This window comes from Pantoea sp. GM_Pan_3 (assembly GCF_026541045.1).
GTDB classification, from domain to species: domain Bacteria; phylum Pseudomonadota; class Gammaproteobacteria; order Enterobacterales; family Enterobacteriaceae; genus Pantoea; species Pantoea anthophila.
Map to the genome: position 1 here is coordinate 137,780 of NZ_JALNVA010000004.1, position 15,492 is coordinate 153,271.

The window sequence follows — 15,492 nt, forward strand, 5'->3', positions numbered from 1 at the left end:
TTCGTGAAGAACAATAAAACGACTCCGGTAATGAAAGTCGGCATGACGGCGCTGGCGCTGCTGCTTACCCCACTGGCACTCCATGCACAGGATAACGCTGCAGAGGCCTCTATGGGCGCGCGGGAGAAGGTCAGTCCGGATGCGGCTGATCACCAATCTCCCGGTACCACTAACACCACAGACGATGCCTCAACCGGCAAGCGTGATGGAGATAAGGTCGCAACGGCAGACAATCCCCCGACTTCGCTGGTGCCATCGGGTGCGACCTGGGACAGCTTTCATGGTCAGCTTAACGCGCAGAAATACAGCCCGCTGAAGCAGATTAATACCGACAACGTCAGCCAGTTAAAGAAGATCTGGGAATTTCATACCGGTGATGTCTCGGACGGCAAGGGTGACACGCCCGCGACCGTCTGGTCAGCCACCCCTATTTTTGCCAATCAGACCCTGTATATCGGTACGCCTTTCGATCGCCTGATTGCCCTCCATCCCGGTACGGGCAAAGAGAAATGGCACTACGACACCAAATCCCCGCGTAAAGCCCTGACCCAGCCCGTTCTGAAAAACCGGGGCGTCTCTTACTGGCAGGCAAAAACCCCCGTCGCCGGACAGGCGTGTCAGAAAATTGTCTATATGGGTACGGTTGATGGCAAGCTCTTTGCGCTGGATGCCGATTCCGGAAAGCCATGCAGCGACTTTGCTGATAATGGCGTTCTCGATCTGAATCAGTGGAACACGATTAATGCCAAATATCCGCTTTCAGTTCTGCAGCCGCCAACGGTCGTGGGTAACCGCCTGCTGATTGGCTGGGCGGGCAAGGACTGGGCCTATGCTGAAGCGCCTCCGGGCACAGTTTTCGCTGTGAATGCGCAGACCGGCAAACGCGAATGGACGTTTGACGCTATTCCGGAAGCGGTCCGCAAACGTACCGGTACGGCTAACGTCTGGACACATATGTCAGCTGATGAGGCGCATGGACTGGTGTATCTGCCGGTCTCATCGCCGTCTCCTAACTACTGGGGAGGTAACCGCACTGCACCTATCCCACTGGCTACCTCAACTACCGCACTGGATGTGAACACCGGTAAAGTGGTCTGGTCCCGTCAGTGGGTGCACCACGATGTGTGGGATTACGACATCAACTCGGCGCCGACACTGATGGATATCACGGTCAATGGCAAACCGATCCCGGCACTGATTCAGGCAACCAAGCAGGGCTTTTTGTTTGTGGTGAATCGGCTGACCGGTGAGGATGTCTGGCCGATTGAAGAGCGACCTGTGCCGCAGGGTGATGGCTCGGTTCAGGGTGAAGTTCTTTCACCCACGCAGCCATTCCCGACGAAACCTGCACCGCTGCTTGACCAGTCGAAAAAGCCAGCGATCTGGAAACTGGCGGATATGGTGGGGGCAGGTCAGTGTTCAAGGTTATGGGATAAGCTGACCTACGAAGGCATGTACACGCCGCCTGTCACCAAAGGCGAAGGCACACTGACGTATCCGGACAGTGCGGGTGGCGTGCAGTGGGGCGGCGTCGCGTTCGATCCTCAAAAGCAGATCGCGATCGTTAATACCTCCCATATCGTGCAGTACGTGAAGCTCTACAGCCGCGAAGATTATGAAAAAGCGGATAATGGCGCGGGCAATGAGAGTGGTTTTGCACCACAGGAAGGCGCGCCATACGGCATGCGTCTTATGGTTGCCAATAACTGGCTGGGCATGCCGTGCTGGCAGCCACCCTTTGGTGAAATCGTGGCGATTGATATGCACACCGGTGACGTCAAATGGCGTCGTCCTGTTGGCGCATCTCAGCAGTATGGCTTCTTTATGCCAGAAAGCTGGGGCTCACCGACCATTGGCGGCCCGGCAGTCACCGCGGGCGGCGTGATATTTATTGGTGCGTCAATGGATGCTAAGGTTCGTGCCTATTCCGTGGAGAGTGGCGAGGAGCTGTGGTCCGATCAGGCAGAAGCCCCTGCGGTAGCCAATCCCTCGGTCTATGAGTATAAAGGCCGCCAGTACGTGGCGTTTGTCGCCGGCGGTAATACCATCCTCAAGGATCAGGTGGGCGACCAGGTGGTGGTTTACGCTTTACCTGAATAGCGGTTGCTGAAGATTCCGTGGAGAATGTATGGGGCCTCTGGGGTCCCATTTTCTTTGTGATTCTGAGCAAATGATCATTCTTCTAAAAGCAATCTCATGCCCAGTCTGAGAGCCGTCGACTGCAGATAGAACTGAAAGGCGTTATTGATAAAAGTTACTGACTAAGCAGATCAAACAGTTCTGGCTTCTGAATTTTCAGGATTAATATCTTATGTATTCTTCAGGTTCAGGAAGTAGTCCATTAACGTTTTGTCCCTGCGCTTTCCATACTGAGTGTCATTTATGCCTGTGTTTTTATCCTGTATGACATCATTGCCTTCTAATCTGAATCCATGCTTCTTGCCGGCTTCGGTGACAGTAAATACACCATCTTTGCTGATGACACCAGGTTCTTCAATTTTCAGTGTGGCTTCGCTGGCCGTATTTATTATGTAGTTATTCTGTCCCTGACTTACATAAGTTGCGAACGGAGATGCCATGAATTGGCTTTTCGATGTCGCATCAGAACCGGTAGTTTTCATGATGGATTCCAGATAGTCAAAACTCGCGGTATGACTGAAAGAATACCCAGGGTCGAGTTCATATCTGATAAAAGCAGGGTCGAGGCCAGAGTTTGCAAAGTTATCACCGCTCAGAATACGGGATGCTGTTGCAGCATCTTTATCTGTAAATGATACCGTCTGAACCCGACCAGTCGTATCGTGACTATTCCCTGTATTATAACTACCTGACACGCTTCCGAACTTACGGTAATTACCTAAATCGCGTGCTATATCATCAATATATCGTAAGTCAGCTCCCTGTGTCTGTGCCTGATCATAGAGATGTGAAAGTGCGCCCAAATCGCTCTTCGTCAGAAAAACAGAGGCATCCATTCCCTGGTTATTTTTGGTAAGCTGAGTCTGCATTTCAGGTAAGGTGCTTACCTTACCAAAAAGACGAGACATCATCAGTCCTCGTCCACTTATCGTAGACTGGCCTGACGAGACAGGCTGCACGACTGTAGCGTTGCTCTCGCTGGCAGGGTAGAGGCTGGAGCTTTCAGGGGTTTTAACTGATACAGATGGATTCTGCCTGTAAATATTGTTTAACGTATTGATGTTCATTGCCAATGCCTCTCCATCCTGAACAACACTCAGTCCGTGATAAATATCGATGGTTTTTTTAAGTAACGACAGAGCGACATAAAACTTTAGATGAAATGATTCATTTAAGGTCTCCAGTCAAAAAACAAACGCTCTGTTCTTTACAGATTTAAGCAAAGAGGCCGCTTCTGGTACAAAGCGGACCTTGTGAAAAGTCAGACGTTCAGCCAGAGCGATATCAGGTTTTAATACCTTAATTACATCAACCTGACTGAAAGAGATTCATTACGAAAAGTCTGTCTACTTAGACGCTCTGGTACCGCTCATCCCCGGAGAACCATCGTGACCTCCATTGGTACCACCCTGACCACCCTGACCACCTAACCCCCCGGGGCCCGCATCACCTCCATTTCCACCGTTACCTGAACCATCACCATTACCGCCATTTCCACCGTTACCTCCATCTTCGCCACCACTTCCCCCATTACCTCCGTTTCCATCAGACCCGGCTCCGGCATTTCCGCCGTTACCGCCGTCACCATTGCCGGAGCCATCACCTCCATCACCTCCATCACCATCGTCTGCGGTAGCATTAAAGCTAATGGCAAAAGTTAATGCCGGTAACAGAATAGAAGGTGTGCAAAAAATTAATACCCGAAGTGTTATGAGAGTTATTATGACTGATGACTTTAAAAAGACGTGCAAACTAAAATATTGCATTCAGACTCTCCTTAAATGAACTTGTTACATTATCTGATTAAGTGTTCCCCCCATCCCCGCCATCTCCACCGTCACCGCCATTTCCGCCAGGTGAATTATTACTGCCCCCATCACCTCCATCTCCACCATCAGCGCCATTTCCCCCGGCCGCGCCTTCACCTCCGTGCCCGTTGTTACCACTGTTGCCCCCATCACCACCGTCACCTCCGTTCCCGCCGGGTGAATCAGCACTATTACCATTTCCACCATTCCCGCCGTTGCCCCCATTGCCACCATCAGGCCCACTCCCGCCATTTCCACCATTCCCGCCATTGCCCCCGGCTGAGCCACTTCCGCCATCACCACCATTGCCGCCATCAGCTGTCAGATGAAACAAATGAGAAGCCGGTATTACAATTTTTTTCTCCTTGTTTGCCCAGGCATTGGTCATTGAGTTGAGAATTACTACGCTAAACAGGCTTAACGAGAAAAATGTATTTATTTTGTTATTCATCCATTAGCTCCATTAGCTCCGGGCGCACCGTTTCCGCCATTTGCGTTTCCATCAGGCGTGTTACCGCCATTACCGCCATTGCCGCCATTGCCGCCATTGATACATGGGGTTCCCGACACACCTTGCCTGCCATTCTCACCATTAGCGTCACCGCTTTTCGTCGTGCCGCCATCTTTCCCATTCAGATATGAGCAGTCATTATGTTTATGATGATGCCTGTTTGAGGCCTGAGCATTCAAAGCACTGACTAAAATAGTTGAAAGGATAACTATATTGATGGTTAATGAGCGAGCTTTCATTTTATATCTCCATAAATTAAACGCGGAGAAATCATTCGCCGCGTATTAAAATTAAAGCAGCCTGTTATGAACCACCATCACCACCATTATCTCCTCCGCTATCTCCGCCGCCATTATCGCTTCCGTCACCATTACCGGTACCGTTATTATCTCCACTGTCATTACCATTGCTGCTGCCATTCCCACTATCGGCATTACCACCATTACCGCCATTGCCGCCATCCCCGCCTGGCGCTCCCGGTGAATTATCATTCCCACCATTCCCCCCATTACCTCCTGCAGCACCTGCAGCGCCATTCGCATCGCCGACTAACACATAGGGCTTCGCAGAGTCGGATTTAATAGCCTCACTGTCCAACAGCGCTGCGACTGATAGCCGGGATGACATAATTAGCAAAACTCCTAACGCAAAAGTGATTTTATTGAGTCTCATAGTCCATCCTTAAAGTAAGAAATAGATGAGTAAAAAACACGTTGCTGATAACCCCGCCGTGGGGTTGCCTGAAGTAAATTAAAAAAAGCATGAAAAGAGAAGGGATGCAGATGTAATAAGAAGTGTCTGGTGATTAACTGTTGTGTGTAAAGTAGCAGGTAGGTTTGTTAGATCTTTAATGTATCTTTCTGGCGGGTGCTGTTTTGTCAGGCCAGCTCTGAAAGTGATATACAGTTCACGGTAACAGCTTTTACAGGCTGAAACGTATTACATTTTTATTAAGCATTAATTTTATGTTTATCTAAAAAATTGGATAGGTAATGAAAAAATTGCATTTCAGAAGGTTGTAACCTCTTTAATTCTGATTATTTAATGATTAATGCAGAAACTGTTTAAGAGCAGATCTGTTGCATTCAGGACAAACTGGCACGGCGAGGCTGGAGGGCTCTTCAACAGGCGCGCTGAAGATACACTACGAATCCAGAGGAGCTGGGTTAAGCGGATCGCACATCAGAAAGGAGTCAAAACGCCTGCTGATTCTGACTAAAGCAGACTGTTTGCCAGCGTAAATATTGTGAGATAGCCACTGAAAGGGCTGAATCCTTAAGGTGTGTTTCCGGCGGATGGCCAGGCGCCCCAAGCCGCGCTGCAGATCCATCTGGCTGCTAACAAACTGCACCTGGTATTTTTCTGAACCTGGAACTGAGTAAAATCATACGGGCTTTTACAGACCCGGTTACGCTTATCTGCCACTCTTTCTGCAGCATGAGTGAGTCAGAACCCACCTGAACTCTTTTCGATTGAACAAGCATGCTTCAGCACAGCGTCACAGTGCTCTGTTTTTATAAATTTTAACAAAGGTAATATTTTATTAACGGGGTGCGGAAAATATAACTTTCAACTCAGTGTCATAAGAATTTGTTTTAATTTTAAAATTTTCATCCCTGTCGTCTGGCTTATTTCGCCTGGCGTGCGTCTCGCTTATGCTTTTTCCCCGCAGAGTTTAAACGGGTCCGCTTGCAAACATCCTTGCCCCCTCTAGAATAAACAGTGCAACACGAATACGGCTGGCGATATTTATCATGCCGGTTACCATCTATTTTTAGAAAAGTTATCCAGGAGGATAATATGGCCGAACATCGTGGTGGTTCAGGTAATTTTGCAGAAAACCCTGAGAAAGCATCTGAAGCGGGTAAAAAAGGCGGGCAAAACAGTGGCGGTAACTTCGCCAATGACCGTGAGAAAGCTTCAGAAGCGGGCAAGAAAGGTGGCCAGAATAGCCACGGGGGCGGACGTAAGTCTGAATAATCAGAGATGTTAATGCTGATTTAGCCTCAGGCCCCGGCATTCCTGCCGGGGCTTTCATTTTTAATACATTGACAGATGAGGGTTAATTTAAGAAACATATTGTCAATAAATAAGCGATGCCGTAGTGTTATTGACAACTTTTATTAAATCCTTTCTCCGCCATCTGATATTGCCTCATATCAGGATCTCTTCTTCACTTATTCCCGTCCCGTTTAAATAGTGCCAGCCATAAGCACGTTTAACTGCCTCTTTGTCTGCCTCGCAATGCATCGCGTGATTAGCACGCGTCAGCGCAAGCAGGGCATGGCGCTGCGCCTCTGCGGCATAACGTTGAGGTGAAATCACCGCCAGCGAGTGCAGCGCTTTCTGCAGGCGCAACTGAACTTCGACCAGTGCGGCACCATCGCGCGCAATCCCGGTGAAAATATCGTCAAACATGTCGCAGATTTGCGCGGGCTGCATAAAGAGCCGCGGGTAGTGCGTGGTGGCAGAGTCTGCAGAGGCGGGCAGGGTGAACAACCTGACCGCCCGGCCGATAATATCGATCGCAGTGCCCGGATCGTTAACCGCCGGAGATAGCGCGCGTGAGGCGATTTCGGACAGGACACACAGCCCAAAGCGGGGGTCCTGTTCAAAGGAACGCTGCTCACCCAGGGTAAAGGCATGGCACACTCTCTGCATCTCATCCTCCTCCAGTGGCCGATCGCACCAGAGCAGCGGGGCGCCATGATGAATAAAAGAGCCCGGCTGAGCGGCAAGATAAAGATGACAGTCGTTCTCCAGAGCGAAGTCGGAAAGATGTTGCAGGTCTACATGTTGCAGGTAGCCGGTCTGCGGATGAAAGATGCTCTGCGGGGCGCTATTCTCTGGCAGAACACCGTTCCAGGCAGAGCAGCCCATACAGGGTTGCCGGAGGCGATCGTGGAGGGCTGCCGTGGTGGCTTCTTCGACGCGATGGGATGTGTCAGACATGCAGCCAAACTGGGCCAGATGCTGTATCCAGCGCAGCAGCGTCACGACAATCGTGGCAATGACCACCAGGGTGACAAAAAAGAGAATCACCCGCCCCTGGGTGCCATAGGCGCCCATGCCGAGAGCGATGATGCCCACCAGGCTGTAAAGAAAGGAGCCAATAAAGGTCGCCAGCACATTCTGCGTTGTGCCATCTTCAAGCAACAGCACCGTAGCGCGTGGCGTCACGCTGCTGCTGGCAGAGTTATAAGCCGTAACCACGATATTGAGCGAGAAAGTGGTGACGGCCAGCATACTTGAGGCGAGTATCGTCAGGATCTTATCGACTGCGTCACTGCCCACAATCCCTGATACCGAAACTGGTATAAAGGGTTTAAGGGCGATAGCGACAAGGGCAGTGATAATCGCCAGCAGCGCGAATAATGAACTGCGAAACCAGAGCTGTCGGGTCAGCCGGAGAAGAAGCCACCGCGTTTTAGACATCATGTCACCTTTTTAATCAGTTTATCGTCGCGGTTTCGCATCAGGCCTTCGTCCGCTGTCCTCATAAAACCACTCTGTCGCCTCTCTTTTCTGACCAATGGACCGGGCAGACGCCTCGCTTACAGAGCTCGCTGGTTGCAAGGTAAGAATAGCCACGGATTGGCGCATTGACACCCGCGCGCCCTGCGCGGAAAGGGGCTGACCTGTGGCAAGCGGGGTTGATCGGTCATGGCATTCGTTTATAGTAACGGGTCTGTCTGGTCAGCTTTTCGCTCTGATCAGATATCACGGCCCGCGTTCAGAACAGCATTGCGCGGGATGACTTCCGTCCTGAAGGCACGCTGCTGCCGTAAAGGAGAACCCAAAATCATGCGTCTTACGCCACCCTGAGTCTTACCCCTCCTCTGTCGCACTGAGCCCGCTCAGCTGCGCGCCCTGAACATCCCGTCTGCGGATGGAACTTTTCGTATCTGAAAATTATTGCCCCTGCGGGCTGACTTTATTCAAAATCTGAGAAATTATTATGCTGCTGTCCTCGACGCGTAAGGACTGGCTGGGTAACGTCCGTGGTGACGTCCTTGCCGGTATTGTTGTCGCGCTCGCGCTTATTCCGGAAGCGATCGCTTTTTCCATCATTGCTGGTGTCGATCCCCAGGTCGGCCTCTATTCCGCCTTCTGTATTCCCATCGTCATGGCCTTCTTTGGTGGCCGCCCGGCGATGATCTCTTCCTCAACCGGTGCGATGGCACTGCTGATGGTCACGCTGGTTAAAGACCACGGACTGCAATATCTGCTTGCGGCCTCTGTGCTGACCGGCGTGTTCCAGCTGATAGCCGGATACCTCAAGCTCGGCAGCCTGATGCGCTACGTGTCGCGCTCCGTGGTGACCGGCTTCGTGAATGCACTGGCGATACTGATATTTATGGCGCAGTTACCGGAGCTGACGCATGTCACCTGGCACGTCTATGCGCTCACGGCTGCCGGGCTCGGCATTATTTATCTCTTCCCGTACCTGAATAAAACGATTCCTTCCCCCCTGGTCTGCATCATCGTGCTGACCGCTATCTCTGTCTGGCTGCACCTGGACGTTCGCACGGTGGGCGATATGGGTAAACTGCCTGACAGCCTGCCGGTGTTTCTCATTCCGGATATCCCGCTTAACCTTGATACCCTGCTGATCATTCTGCCGTACTCGGCGGGGCTGGCCGTGGTAGGGCTGCTGGAATCTATGATGACCGCCACAATTGTGGATGATATGACCGACACAGCGAGTGACAAGAACCGCGAGTGCAAAGCACAGGGTATTGCCAATATCTGCACTTCGTTTATTGGCGGGATGGCGGGCTGTGCCATGATTGGCCAGTCGGTAATCAATGTTAAATCGGGTGGGCGGGGACGGCTTTCGACGCTTACGGCGGGCGTGGTGCTGCTGTTGATGGTGGTATTTCTGCGCAACTGGGTGTCGCAGATACCCATGGCGGCGCTGGTTGCGGTGATGATTATGGTTTCTATCGGCACCTTTTCATGGCAATCCCTTGCGAACCTGCGCACCCACCCGCTTTCAAGCAGCATTGTGATGCTGGCGACCGTGGCCGTGGTGGTCGCCACCCATAATCTGGCCTTTGGCGTGCTGACCGGGGTACTGATTGCATCACTGAACTTTGCCACTAAGGTGGCCCACTTTATGGCCGTTTCCTCTGCCGTAGAGGGCAATACCCGCACCTATACCGTGAGCGGACAACTCTTCTTTGCCTCAGCTGACCGGTTTACCCGCTATTTCGATTTTCGCGAGAAGCTGGATCGTGTGGTGATCGACGTGACGCACGCCCACTTCTGGGATATCACCGCAGTCAATGCGCTGGACCGCATTGTGATTAAGTTTCGCCGAGAGGGCACCGACGTCAACATCAGGGGAATGAACGACGCGACCCAGACTCTCGTTGACCGGTTCGGCGTGCATGACAAACCTGAAGAGGTAAAAAAGCTGATGAGCGGCCACTAATTCATTGATGATTTATGGTGATACAGGATCGGCTTCCAGCCGTATCATCACATAAAAGCAGAATGCCGTGGCGATTACCACGGCATTGGATTGTAACCACTTAGCAGCCTGAAGGTCTGGATGGTTGCCCTGGATAGCGTTGCTGCAGTATCGGCAATGGTAAAGCGGTAAGAGTGATCCTTTATCAGGGGGCTGAGATCGGTACAGGCAATCAGAAGCGCCTCTGCCTCAAGCCTTTCCACTTCAGCGACTAACGCCTTCCATCCTGCCTGCACCTCAGCATCGTGGAAGCCTTTTGCTTTCACTTGCCCGATTAAAGCTGTGGTCATTTCATGAGGCCGCTGTGAATCAATCATCTCGCGGCCAGACGCTTTTATGCGTGCCTGATAGAAACCGGCTTCGAGGGTAGGTTCTGTCGCCAGTAGTGCGATTCTGCTGGCTTCTGCGGGTAGCGACGCCAGGGCACTCTCTGCAATATGAAGAAGGGGAATATCTCCACAGGCCTTTTTCATTTCGGCGAAATAGCGGTGTGCAAGATTACAGGGAACGGCTATCAGGCTGACTCTGGCCTTAACGAGGTCGGCAATGCCCTCCTGCAGGGCGGTAACCATAGCGTGATCGTCAATGTCTCTGCCGGGCCAGAACGGGGTCGGCAAAGAGATGATATGCATTTTAGGAAAATCCAGATCATATTTTGCACCATAGCCCAGCTGGCACTCTGTCACCAGCATATCAATGAACGGGGCCGTAGAACGGGGTCCCATACCTGCAAGTACACCTATAGAAACCGTCACGCCAGCGTCTCCTTTCCTTAATTCTCTTTCCGGATACCCGGACCTTCCTGAGTAATCAGCATCATTGAAGGGTGACATTTCCGTTATCTCTTTACCAGAGTTCACACGCAGCAGGGTGATGGCGGATCAAAGACTGCGCTGCCCCGCAGATTGCTCGTGGTGGCTAATTCTGCACACTCTCTCTATGATGACTTTTTTCCGACTCTCTGTCGGGAACGATCAACGACTCAGGGAAGTATCTTCGCGATGACCATGTTAAATGACCTCGATCTGCGTCAGCTGGAGGCCTTCTCGGCGGTAATTTCTGCGGGCAGCGTCACGGCGGCAGCTAAAGCACTGAACCGCTCGCAGCCCGCTGTTTCCCGTCTGATTCAGGAGCTGGAGCAGTCGCTGGGCTACCCCCTGTTTATCCGCAACGGCCCACGCATTCATCCCTCTGAAGAGGCGTTACAGCTGCATCAGTATGTGCAAAAAGCACTGCTCTCTTTGCAGCAGATCCGCTTACGCGCCCAGGAGATTGCGCATCAGCAGCATCGCCCGCTCAGTATTGCCGCGACCCCTGCGCTGGCGGCCGGGTTACTGCCGCAGGCGCTGGCGGCACTGAACCTGCAGAACAAAGTCCAGATCATCAGTGAATCTGCCGTCCAGACGGCGCACGCGGTGATCACCGCAGAGGCTGACATCGGTTTATGCAGTCTGCCTCTGGAACATCACGCGGTTGAGCTGCACTGGATTGGACAGTCGCAGTGCGTCGTGGCCCTGCCGGAAGAGGATGAGCTGGCGGCGAACCGGGAGCTTTCGCTGAGCCAGCTGGCAGGCCGCCGGCTGATCGCTCCTTTCAGCCCGCAGCGCTTACGCGGACGCTATGAAAAAGCGCTGAAAAAGGTCAGGGCCCCGCTGCTGGAAACCATTGAAACCAACTCCTCGGCCAATATCCTGGGCTGCGTGCGGGCTGGATTAGGTGTGGCGATCCTCGAACCGGTAACGGGCTGGGGCATGCCGCTGGCCGGTGTGGCAATCCGCCCGATTCAAGAAGATATTCCTTACTTCTTTGGCGTCATCACCCCGCAGGGCCGCCAGATTTCCAGTGCGGCCCAGGCGCTGGTGGAGGCCCTGGCCGATGCTGCCGCACACCTGTTGCCGGGATTTGAACGTCTGACAGCCAGTGAACATCCCCGCATCATGCGTATTATCAACCAGAATTAACACCGCCTCTCACGGTCACCCGGCAGGGTGACCTCTCGTCCTGCCAAAATCAACAGATACCCGTCAGGGTTAACCAGACGCAGGCTTCTGAATAATTCCTGTAATTTCAATGCTTATAACTTATGCGGCATAAGATATAAGAAATCCATTGGTCAATGGGTGAGCGTGCTTCTTGACTCCGATTTGGGGCAAGAGGAATATGCGAAAACTGAGTTCTTACTATGCGTTATGATGATTCTTATCCGCTTACTATGTGTTTTTAAGATAATAAAAAGCAGGGTCATCGGCGCGTTTTAATCGTTTTCGCCCGCTATCCGGCGATCGCTGACACCAGGGAAATCTCTATATGACGTATGCCGCCAAAGGCCTTGCCGCGCTTGAAGCTCAGCTGCAGCAGGATCTGGAATGTCTGGAACTGCCCGCCAAATCCTGGGTGCCGGAGCGCACCTGGCAGGGGGCGCCGGTTCGCGATGTCGTGGTCATCGGTGCCGGTATGTGCGGTCTGGCTGCGCTCGCTAAATTACAGCTCACCGGCATCAGCAATGTGGTGGCGTATGACGCCGCACCGGCAGGGCGGGAAGGCCCCTGGGTGACCTTTGCACGCATGGAAACCCTGCGCTCGCCGAAAACGCTGCAGGGCCCGGCACTGGGTCTTGCACCGCTGACCTTCCGCGCATGGTTTACGGCGCAGTGGGGCAAGGAAGCCTGGCAGGCGCTGGATAAAATCCCTAAAGCGCAGTGGATGGATTATCTGATCTGGTATCGCAGGGTGCTGAATCTGCCGGTGCAGAACAACGTGCGGGTCTGCACTATCGCCCAGGCCGGAGATGTCATTGCGCTGGATCTGGACGGCGCCGAAACCGGCCGTGTTTACACACGCCGTCTGGTGCTGGCTACCGGACGTTCAGGACTGGGCGGGTTTGCCGTTCCGGATTTCCTGCAGGGTATTGATCGCCGGTTCTGGGCACACTCCGCCGATGAGATCGATTTTGCGGCGTTACAGGGCAAACGCGTGGCGGTGATTGGTGCAGGCGCGTCGTCAATGGATAACGCCGCCACCGCACTGGAGCAGGGTGCCGCAGCGGTCGATCTGCTGATCCGGCGCAAGGCGATGCCGCGTATCAACAAGATGACCGGCATCGGCAGCCAGGGGGTAATACACGGCATGCACTCTCTGCCGGATGCGTGGAAATGGAAGTTTGTCGACTACACCGCCGCGACACAAACGCCGCCGCCGCGCGCGTCAACCCTGCGCGTTTCCCGTCATGACAATGCACGTTTCTTTCTCGACTGTGCCATTAACGCCGTCAGGCAGGAAGCAGAGGGCCTGGTGATTGAAACCACCCAGGGCGCACTGCGCTACGACTTCCTGATTGCCGCCACCGGTTTCACCAACGATTTCCACGGGCGGCCGGAGTTTGCTGCCATCGCGCCGCATATCCGCAGCTGGGCCGACGGCCGCTATCAGCCAGAGATGGGGCCAGCACGTCAGAACCTGCTGGACGCGCCGGATCTGGGGCCTTTCTTTGAGTTTCGCGAAGTGACGCCGGGGGCCTGCCCGATGCTGGCACACATCCACTGCTTTAACGATGCCGCGATGCTGACGCACGGCAAAGTCTCCGGCGATATTCCGGCCGTGAGTGCGGGGGCCGATCGTCTGGTGCGCGGCATAACGGCCTCGCTGTTTGCCGAGGATGTCGAACAGCACTTCGCCAGTTTACAGGCTTATGACACCCCTGAATTGCAGGGCGATGAATGGGTGGATTCAACCCCACAACTCAAACAGGAGAACGCGTTGTGATCGACGTTATTGATCAGGCAGCGGGATTAACACCCGATGAGGCGTTGTATCAGACGCGCCGCCTGCGCCCCGAATTTGTTGAGGGTGCAGAAGCGTGCCGTCTGTCCGTGCTGGCGCCCGAAGATGAACAGGGTTTACCGGCGGATCTGCGTCTGGCGCTGGCCCAGCGCATGGCACACCATAACGACGATGCCGCGCTGCAACGGGATTACCAGGCTCAGCTGGCGGCGTTAAATCCGTCTGACGTGCTGCTGACCCTGGCCGCGGGCGGTGGGGTGAGTGAAGAGCCGCTGGCAACGATTGTGCGCCATGCCGATCTGGTGACGCAGCAACCCATTCAGGCGACCGAACAGCATATCCGGCTGCTTGAGCAGGCCGGGTTAAGTAATCCGCAAATCGTCGCGCTCTCGGAACTGATCGCCTTTGTTAACTTCCAGACGCGCGTCGCGGCTGGCTTACGCCTGATGAGGTCCGCATGATTCCGTCAGTTAACCTCAAACCACTGCACTGGCATCCCTATATCACGCCGGTCGAGGTTGAACAGGCGACACCGGCGCAGCTTGATGCGATGAAGGTGACGCCCTCCAACAAGAAAATCTCAGAGTACGTGCGCACGCTGGTACACGATCCCGAAAGCTACACCGCCCGCACCGGCCTGTTCAACGCCATTATGTATGTTGAAGGGGGACTGGACCGCGCGGATCGAGAGCTGGGCGCGCTCGGTGCATCCATCGTCAACGGTTGTCGTTACTGTGCGGTGGTGCATGCGCGCCGTCATGCCCAGCTGGCCGGGAATGACGCGGTGGTCAGTGCGGTCTACTTCGACAGGGCCGATGTATTAGGTGAACGCGACGCGGCGATCTATCACTTTGCCCGTCGTTTATCGGTCACGCCCTCTGAGGCGACGCCGGACGATGTGGCCGCTCTGCGCGCTGTCGGCATGAACGATCAGGAGATCCTCGATCTCATCCACGCCATCGCCATCTTTGGCTGGGCCAACCGTCTGATGCATGTGCTCGGCCATGCTGACCTGAACAAATAAGGGCTGCACCGGATGTTAGAACTCAACAATATTACGCTCGCTTACGGCAGCAACCCGATTCTTAAAGGCGTCGACCTGTCGGTCAAACGTGGCGATGTGGTGTCGATCATCGGGCCAAGCGGCACCGGGAAAACCACGCTGCTGCGCTGCATCAACTATCTGGCGAAACCCTCCGCGGGGACGATTCAGCTCGATCAGATCCGCATGGATTATCAGTCTCCCGACAAAGCGGCGATTCAGGCGATCCGTCTGCGTACCGCCATGGTGTTTCAGCAGTTTAACGTCTTCAAGAACATGACGGTGCTGGAGAACGTGATGGACCCGCTGATCGTCATCCAGCGTAAAACCCGGCAGCAGGCGCGCGACATCGCCGTGCAGGAGCTGGAGCGCGTAGGCCTGGGGGCGAAGCACCATCACTATCCGTCACAGCTGTCTGGCGGGCAGTTACAGCGTACCGGTATCGCCCGGGCGCTGGCAGTTCGTCCCGACGTGATGCTGTTTGATGAACCGACCTCATCGCTCGATCCTGAGCTGGTGGGGGAAGTGCTTAAAGTGATCAAAGATGTGGCGTCATCCGGCATTACCTCGCTGCTGGTGACGCACGAAATGCAGTTTGCGAAGAGCATTTCGAACCGCATCGTGTTTATGGATCAGGGTGTGGTGGCTGCGCAGGGGACGCCAGCAGAGATGTTTGATAACCCCACGCTGCCGCGCCTTGCCCAGTTCCTCAACTCAGAAAAAGTATTCTAATAAA

General features: G+C 53.7%; 15 protein-coding genes. 8 read left to right on the top strand and 7 right to left on the bottom strand.

The genetic code is table 11. The features are described from left to right. The first annotated feature begins 3 nt into the window (after positions 1-3). A complete protein-coding gene (locus OXR04_RS13345) occupies positions 4-2,100 on the top strand; it encodes a pyrroloquinoline quinone-dependent dehydrogenase (protein WP_267370792.1) in 2,097 nt (698 codons plus the stop codon). A 209-nt stretch (positions 2,101-2,309) separates the two neighbouring features. On the opposite strand, the gene OXR04_RS13350 is transcribed toward OXR04_RS13345, so the two are convergent. The 5 genes from OXR04_RS13350 to OXR04_RS13370 all read right to left on the bottom strand — a co-directional run bounded on the left by OXR04_RS13350 (position 2,310) and on the right by OXR04_RS13370 (position 5,130). Then, positions 2,310-3,206: a hypothetical protein gene (locus OXR04_RS13350; RefSeq protein ID WP_267370795.1), complete on the bottom strand. Its 897-nt coding sequence runs from the start codon at positions 3,204-3,206 to the stop codon at positions 2,310-2,312. 359 nt (positions 3,207-3,565) lie between these two features. Continuing rightward, positions 3,566-3,793 carry a hypothetical protein gene (locus tag OXR04_RS13355; RefSeq protein WP_267370797.1) on the bottom strand — a complete coding sequence of 76 codons (228 nt, stop codon included), beginning with the start codon at positions 3,791-3,793 and terminating at the stop codon, positions 3,566-3,568. 136 nt (positions 3,794-3,929) lie between these two features. Further along, complete coding sequence (locus tag OXR04_RS13360; RefSeq protein ID WP_058957104.1) at positions 3,930-4,262, bottom strand: hypothetical protein; 333 nt, start codon at positions 4,260-4,262, stop codon at positions 3,930-3,932. Between the two features lie 132 nt (positions 4,263-4,394). Next, the gene (locus OXR04_RS13365; protein ID WP_267370801.1) at positions 4,395-4,697 is read right to left on the bottom strand and encodes a hypothetical protein; all 303 of its coding nucleotides are present in this window, start codon (positions 4,695-4,697) and stop codon (positions 4,395-4,397) included. 64 nt (positions 4,698-4,761) lie between these two features. Continuing rightward, positions 4,762-5,130: a hypothetical protein gene (locus OXR04_RS13370; protein WP_267370804.1), complete on the bottom strand. Its 369-nt coding sequence runs from the start codon at positions 5,128-5,130 to the stop codon at positions 4,762-4,764. A gap of 1,128 nt (positions 5,131-6,258) precedes the next feature. Here OXR04_RS13370 and OXR04_RS13375 point away from each other — a divergent pair. Beyond that, on the top strand, positions 6,259-6,438 hold the full coding sequence (locus OXR04_RS13375) for a general stress protein (RefSeq protein ID WP_009092874.1): 180 nt from the start codon (positions 6,259-6,261) through the stop codon (positions 6,436-6,438). Between the two features lie 174 nt (positions 6,439-6,612). Here OXR04_RS13375 and OXR04_RS13380 read toward each other — a convergent pair whose 3' ends face one another. Continuing rightward, a complete protein-coding gene (locus OXR04_RS13380) occupies positions 6,613-7,893 on the bottom strand; it encodes a DUF2254 domain-containing protein (protein ID WP_267370807.1) in 1,281 nt (426 codons plus the stop codon). A 523-nt stretch (positions 7,894-8,416) separates the two neighbouring features. On the opposite strand from OXR04_RS13380, the gene OXR04_RS13385 reads away from it, so the two are divergent. Next, positions 8,417-9,895, top strand: a complete 1,479-nt coding sequence (locus OXR04_RS13385) for a SulP family inorganic anion transporter (protein ID WP_267370808.1) — start codon at positions 8,417-8,419, stop codon at positions 9,893-9,895. A 74-nt stretch (positions 9,896-9,969) separates the two neighbouring features. On the opposite strand, the gene OXR04_RS13390 is transcribed toward OXR04_RS13385, so the two are convergent. After that, positions 9,970-10,767 (bottom strand): aspartate/glutamate racemase family protein, encoded by a 798-nt coding sequence (locus OXR04_RS13390; RefSeq protein ID WP_267370810.1) that lies wholly within the window; start codon positions 10,765-10,767, stop codon positions 9,970-9,972. A gap of 168 nt (positions 10,768-10,935) precedes the next feature. On the opposite strand from OXR04_RS13390, the gene OXR04_RS13395 reads away from it, so the two are divergent. From OXR04_RS13395 to OXR04_RS13415, 5 genes are all read left to right on the top strand, one after another. Then, positions 10,936-11,895 (top strand): LysR family transcriptional regulator, encoded by a 960-nt coding sequence (locus tag OXR04_RS13395; RefSeq protein ID WP_046102728.1) that lies wholly within the window; start codon positions 10,936-10,938, stop codon positions 11,893-11,895. A gap of 346 nt (positions 11,896-12,241) precedes the next feature. Further along, positions 12,242-13,696: an NAD(P)/FAD-dependent oxidoreductase gene (locus OXR04_RS13400; RefSeq protein ID WP_267370812.1), complete on the top strand. Its 1,455-nt coding sequence runs from the start codon at positions 12,242-12,244 to the stop codon at positions 13,694-13,696. Next, positions 13,693-14,175, top strand: a complete 483-nt coding sequence (locus tag OXR04_RS13405) for a hypothetical protein (protein WP_267370815.1) — start codon at positions 13,693-13,695, stop codon at positions 14,173-14,175. The genes OXR04_RS13400 and OXR04_RS13405 overlap by 4 nt, the downstream gene beginning before the upstream one ends. Further along, positions 14,172-14,738: a peroxidase-related enzyme gene (locus tag OXR04_RS13410; protein WP_140029120.1), complete on the top strand. Its 567-nt coding sequence runs from the start codon at positions 14,172-14,174 to the stop codon at positions 14,736-14,738. Before OXR04_RS13405 ends, OXR04_RS13410 begins: the two co-directional genes overlap by 4 nt. A 12-nt stretch (positions 14,739-14,750) precedes the next feature. Beyond that, positions 14,751-15,488 (top strand): amino acid ABC transporter ATP-binding protein, encoded by a 738-nt coding sequence (locus OXR04_RS13415; protein WP_009092882.1) that lies wholly within the window; start codon positions 14,751-14,753, stop codon positions 15,486-15,488. Positions 15,489-15,492: the final 4 nt, after the last annotated feature.

What these genes read in the sequence shown, in the direction of transcription:
- OXR04_RS13390 (WP_267370810.1), bottom strand. Translation starts at nt 10,767, where the DNA reads ATGTCACCCTTCAATGATGCTGATTACTCAGGAAGGTCCGGGTATCCG.
- OXR04_RS13370 (WP_267370804.1), bottom strand. Translation starts at nt 5,130, where the DNA reads ATGAGACTCAATAAAATCACTTTTGCGTTAGGAGTTTTGCTAATTATG.
- OXR04_RS13375 (WP_009092874.1), top strand. Translation starts at nt 6,259, where the DNA reads ATGGCCGAACATCGTGGTGGTTCAGGTAATTTTGCAGAAAACCCTGAG.
- OXR04_RS13400 (WP_267370812.1), top strand. Translation starts at nt 12,242, where the DNA reads ATGACGTATGCCGCCAAAGGCCTTGCCGCGCTTGAAGCTCAGCTGCAG.
- OXR04_RS13410 (WP_140029120.1), top strand. Translation starts at nt 14,172, where the DNA reads ATGATTCCGTCAGTTAACCTCAAACCACTGCACTGGCATCCCTATATC.
- OXR04_RS13365 (WP_267370801.1), bottom strand. Translation starts at nt 4,697, where the DNA reads ATGAAAGCTCGCTCATTAACCATCAATATAGTTATCCTTTCAACTATT.
- OXR04_RS13380 (WP_267370807.1), bottom strand. Translation starts at nt 7,893, where the DNA reads ATGTCTAAAACGCGGTGGCTTCTTCTCCGGCTGACCCGACAGCTCTGG.
- OXR04_RS13385 (WP_267370808.1), top strand. Translation starts at nt 8,417, where the DNA reads ATGCTGCTGTCCTCGACGCGTAAGGACTGGCTGGGTAACGTCCGTGGT.
- OXR04_RS13360 (WP_058957104.1), bottom strand. Translation starts at nt 4,262, where the DNA reads ATGGCGGCAATGGTGGTGATGGCGGAAGTGGCTCAGCCGGGGGCAATG.
- OXR04_RS13415 (WP_009092882.1), top strand. Translation starts at nt 14,751, where the DNA reads ATGTTAGAACTCAACAATATTACGCTCGCTTACGGCAGCAACCCGATT.
- OXR04_RS13395 (WP_046102728.1), top strand. Translation starts at nt 10,936, where the DNA reads ATGACCATGTTAAATGACCTCGATCTGCGTCAGCTGGAGGCCTTCTCG.
- OXR04_RS13350 (WP_267370795.1), bottom strand. Translation starts at nt 3,206, where the DNA reads ATGAACATCAATACGTTAAACAATATTTACAGGCAGAATCCATCTGTA.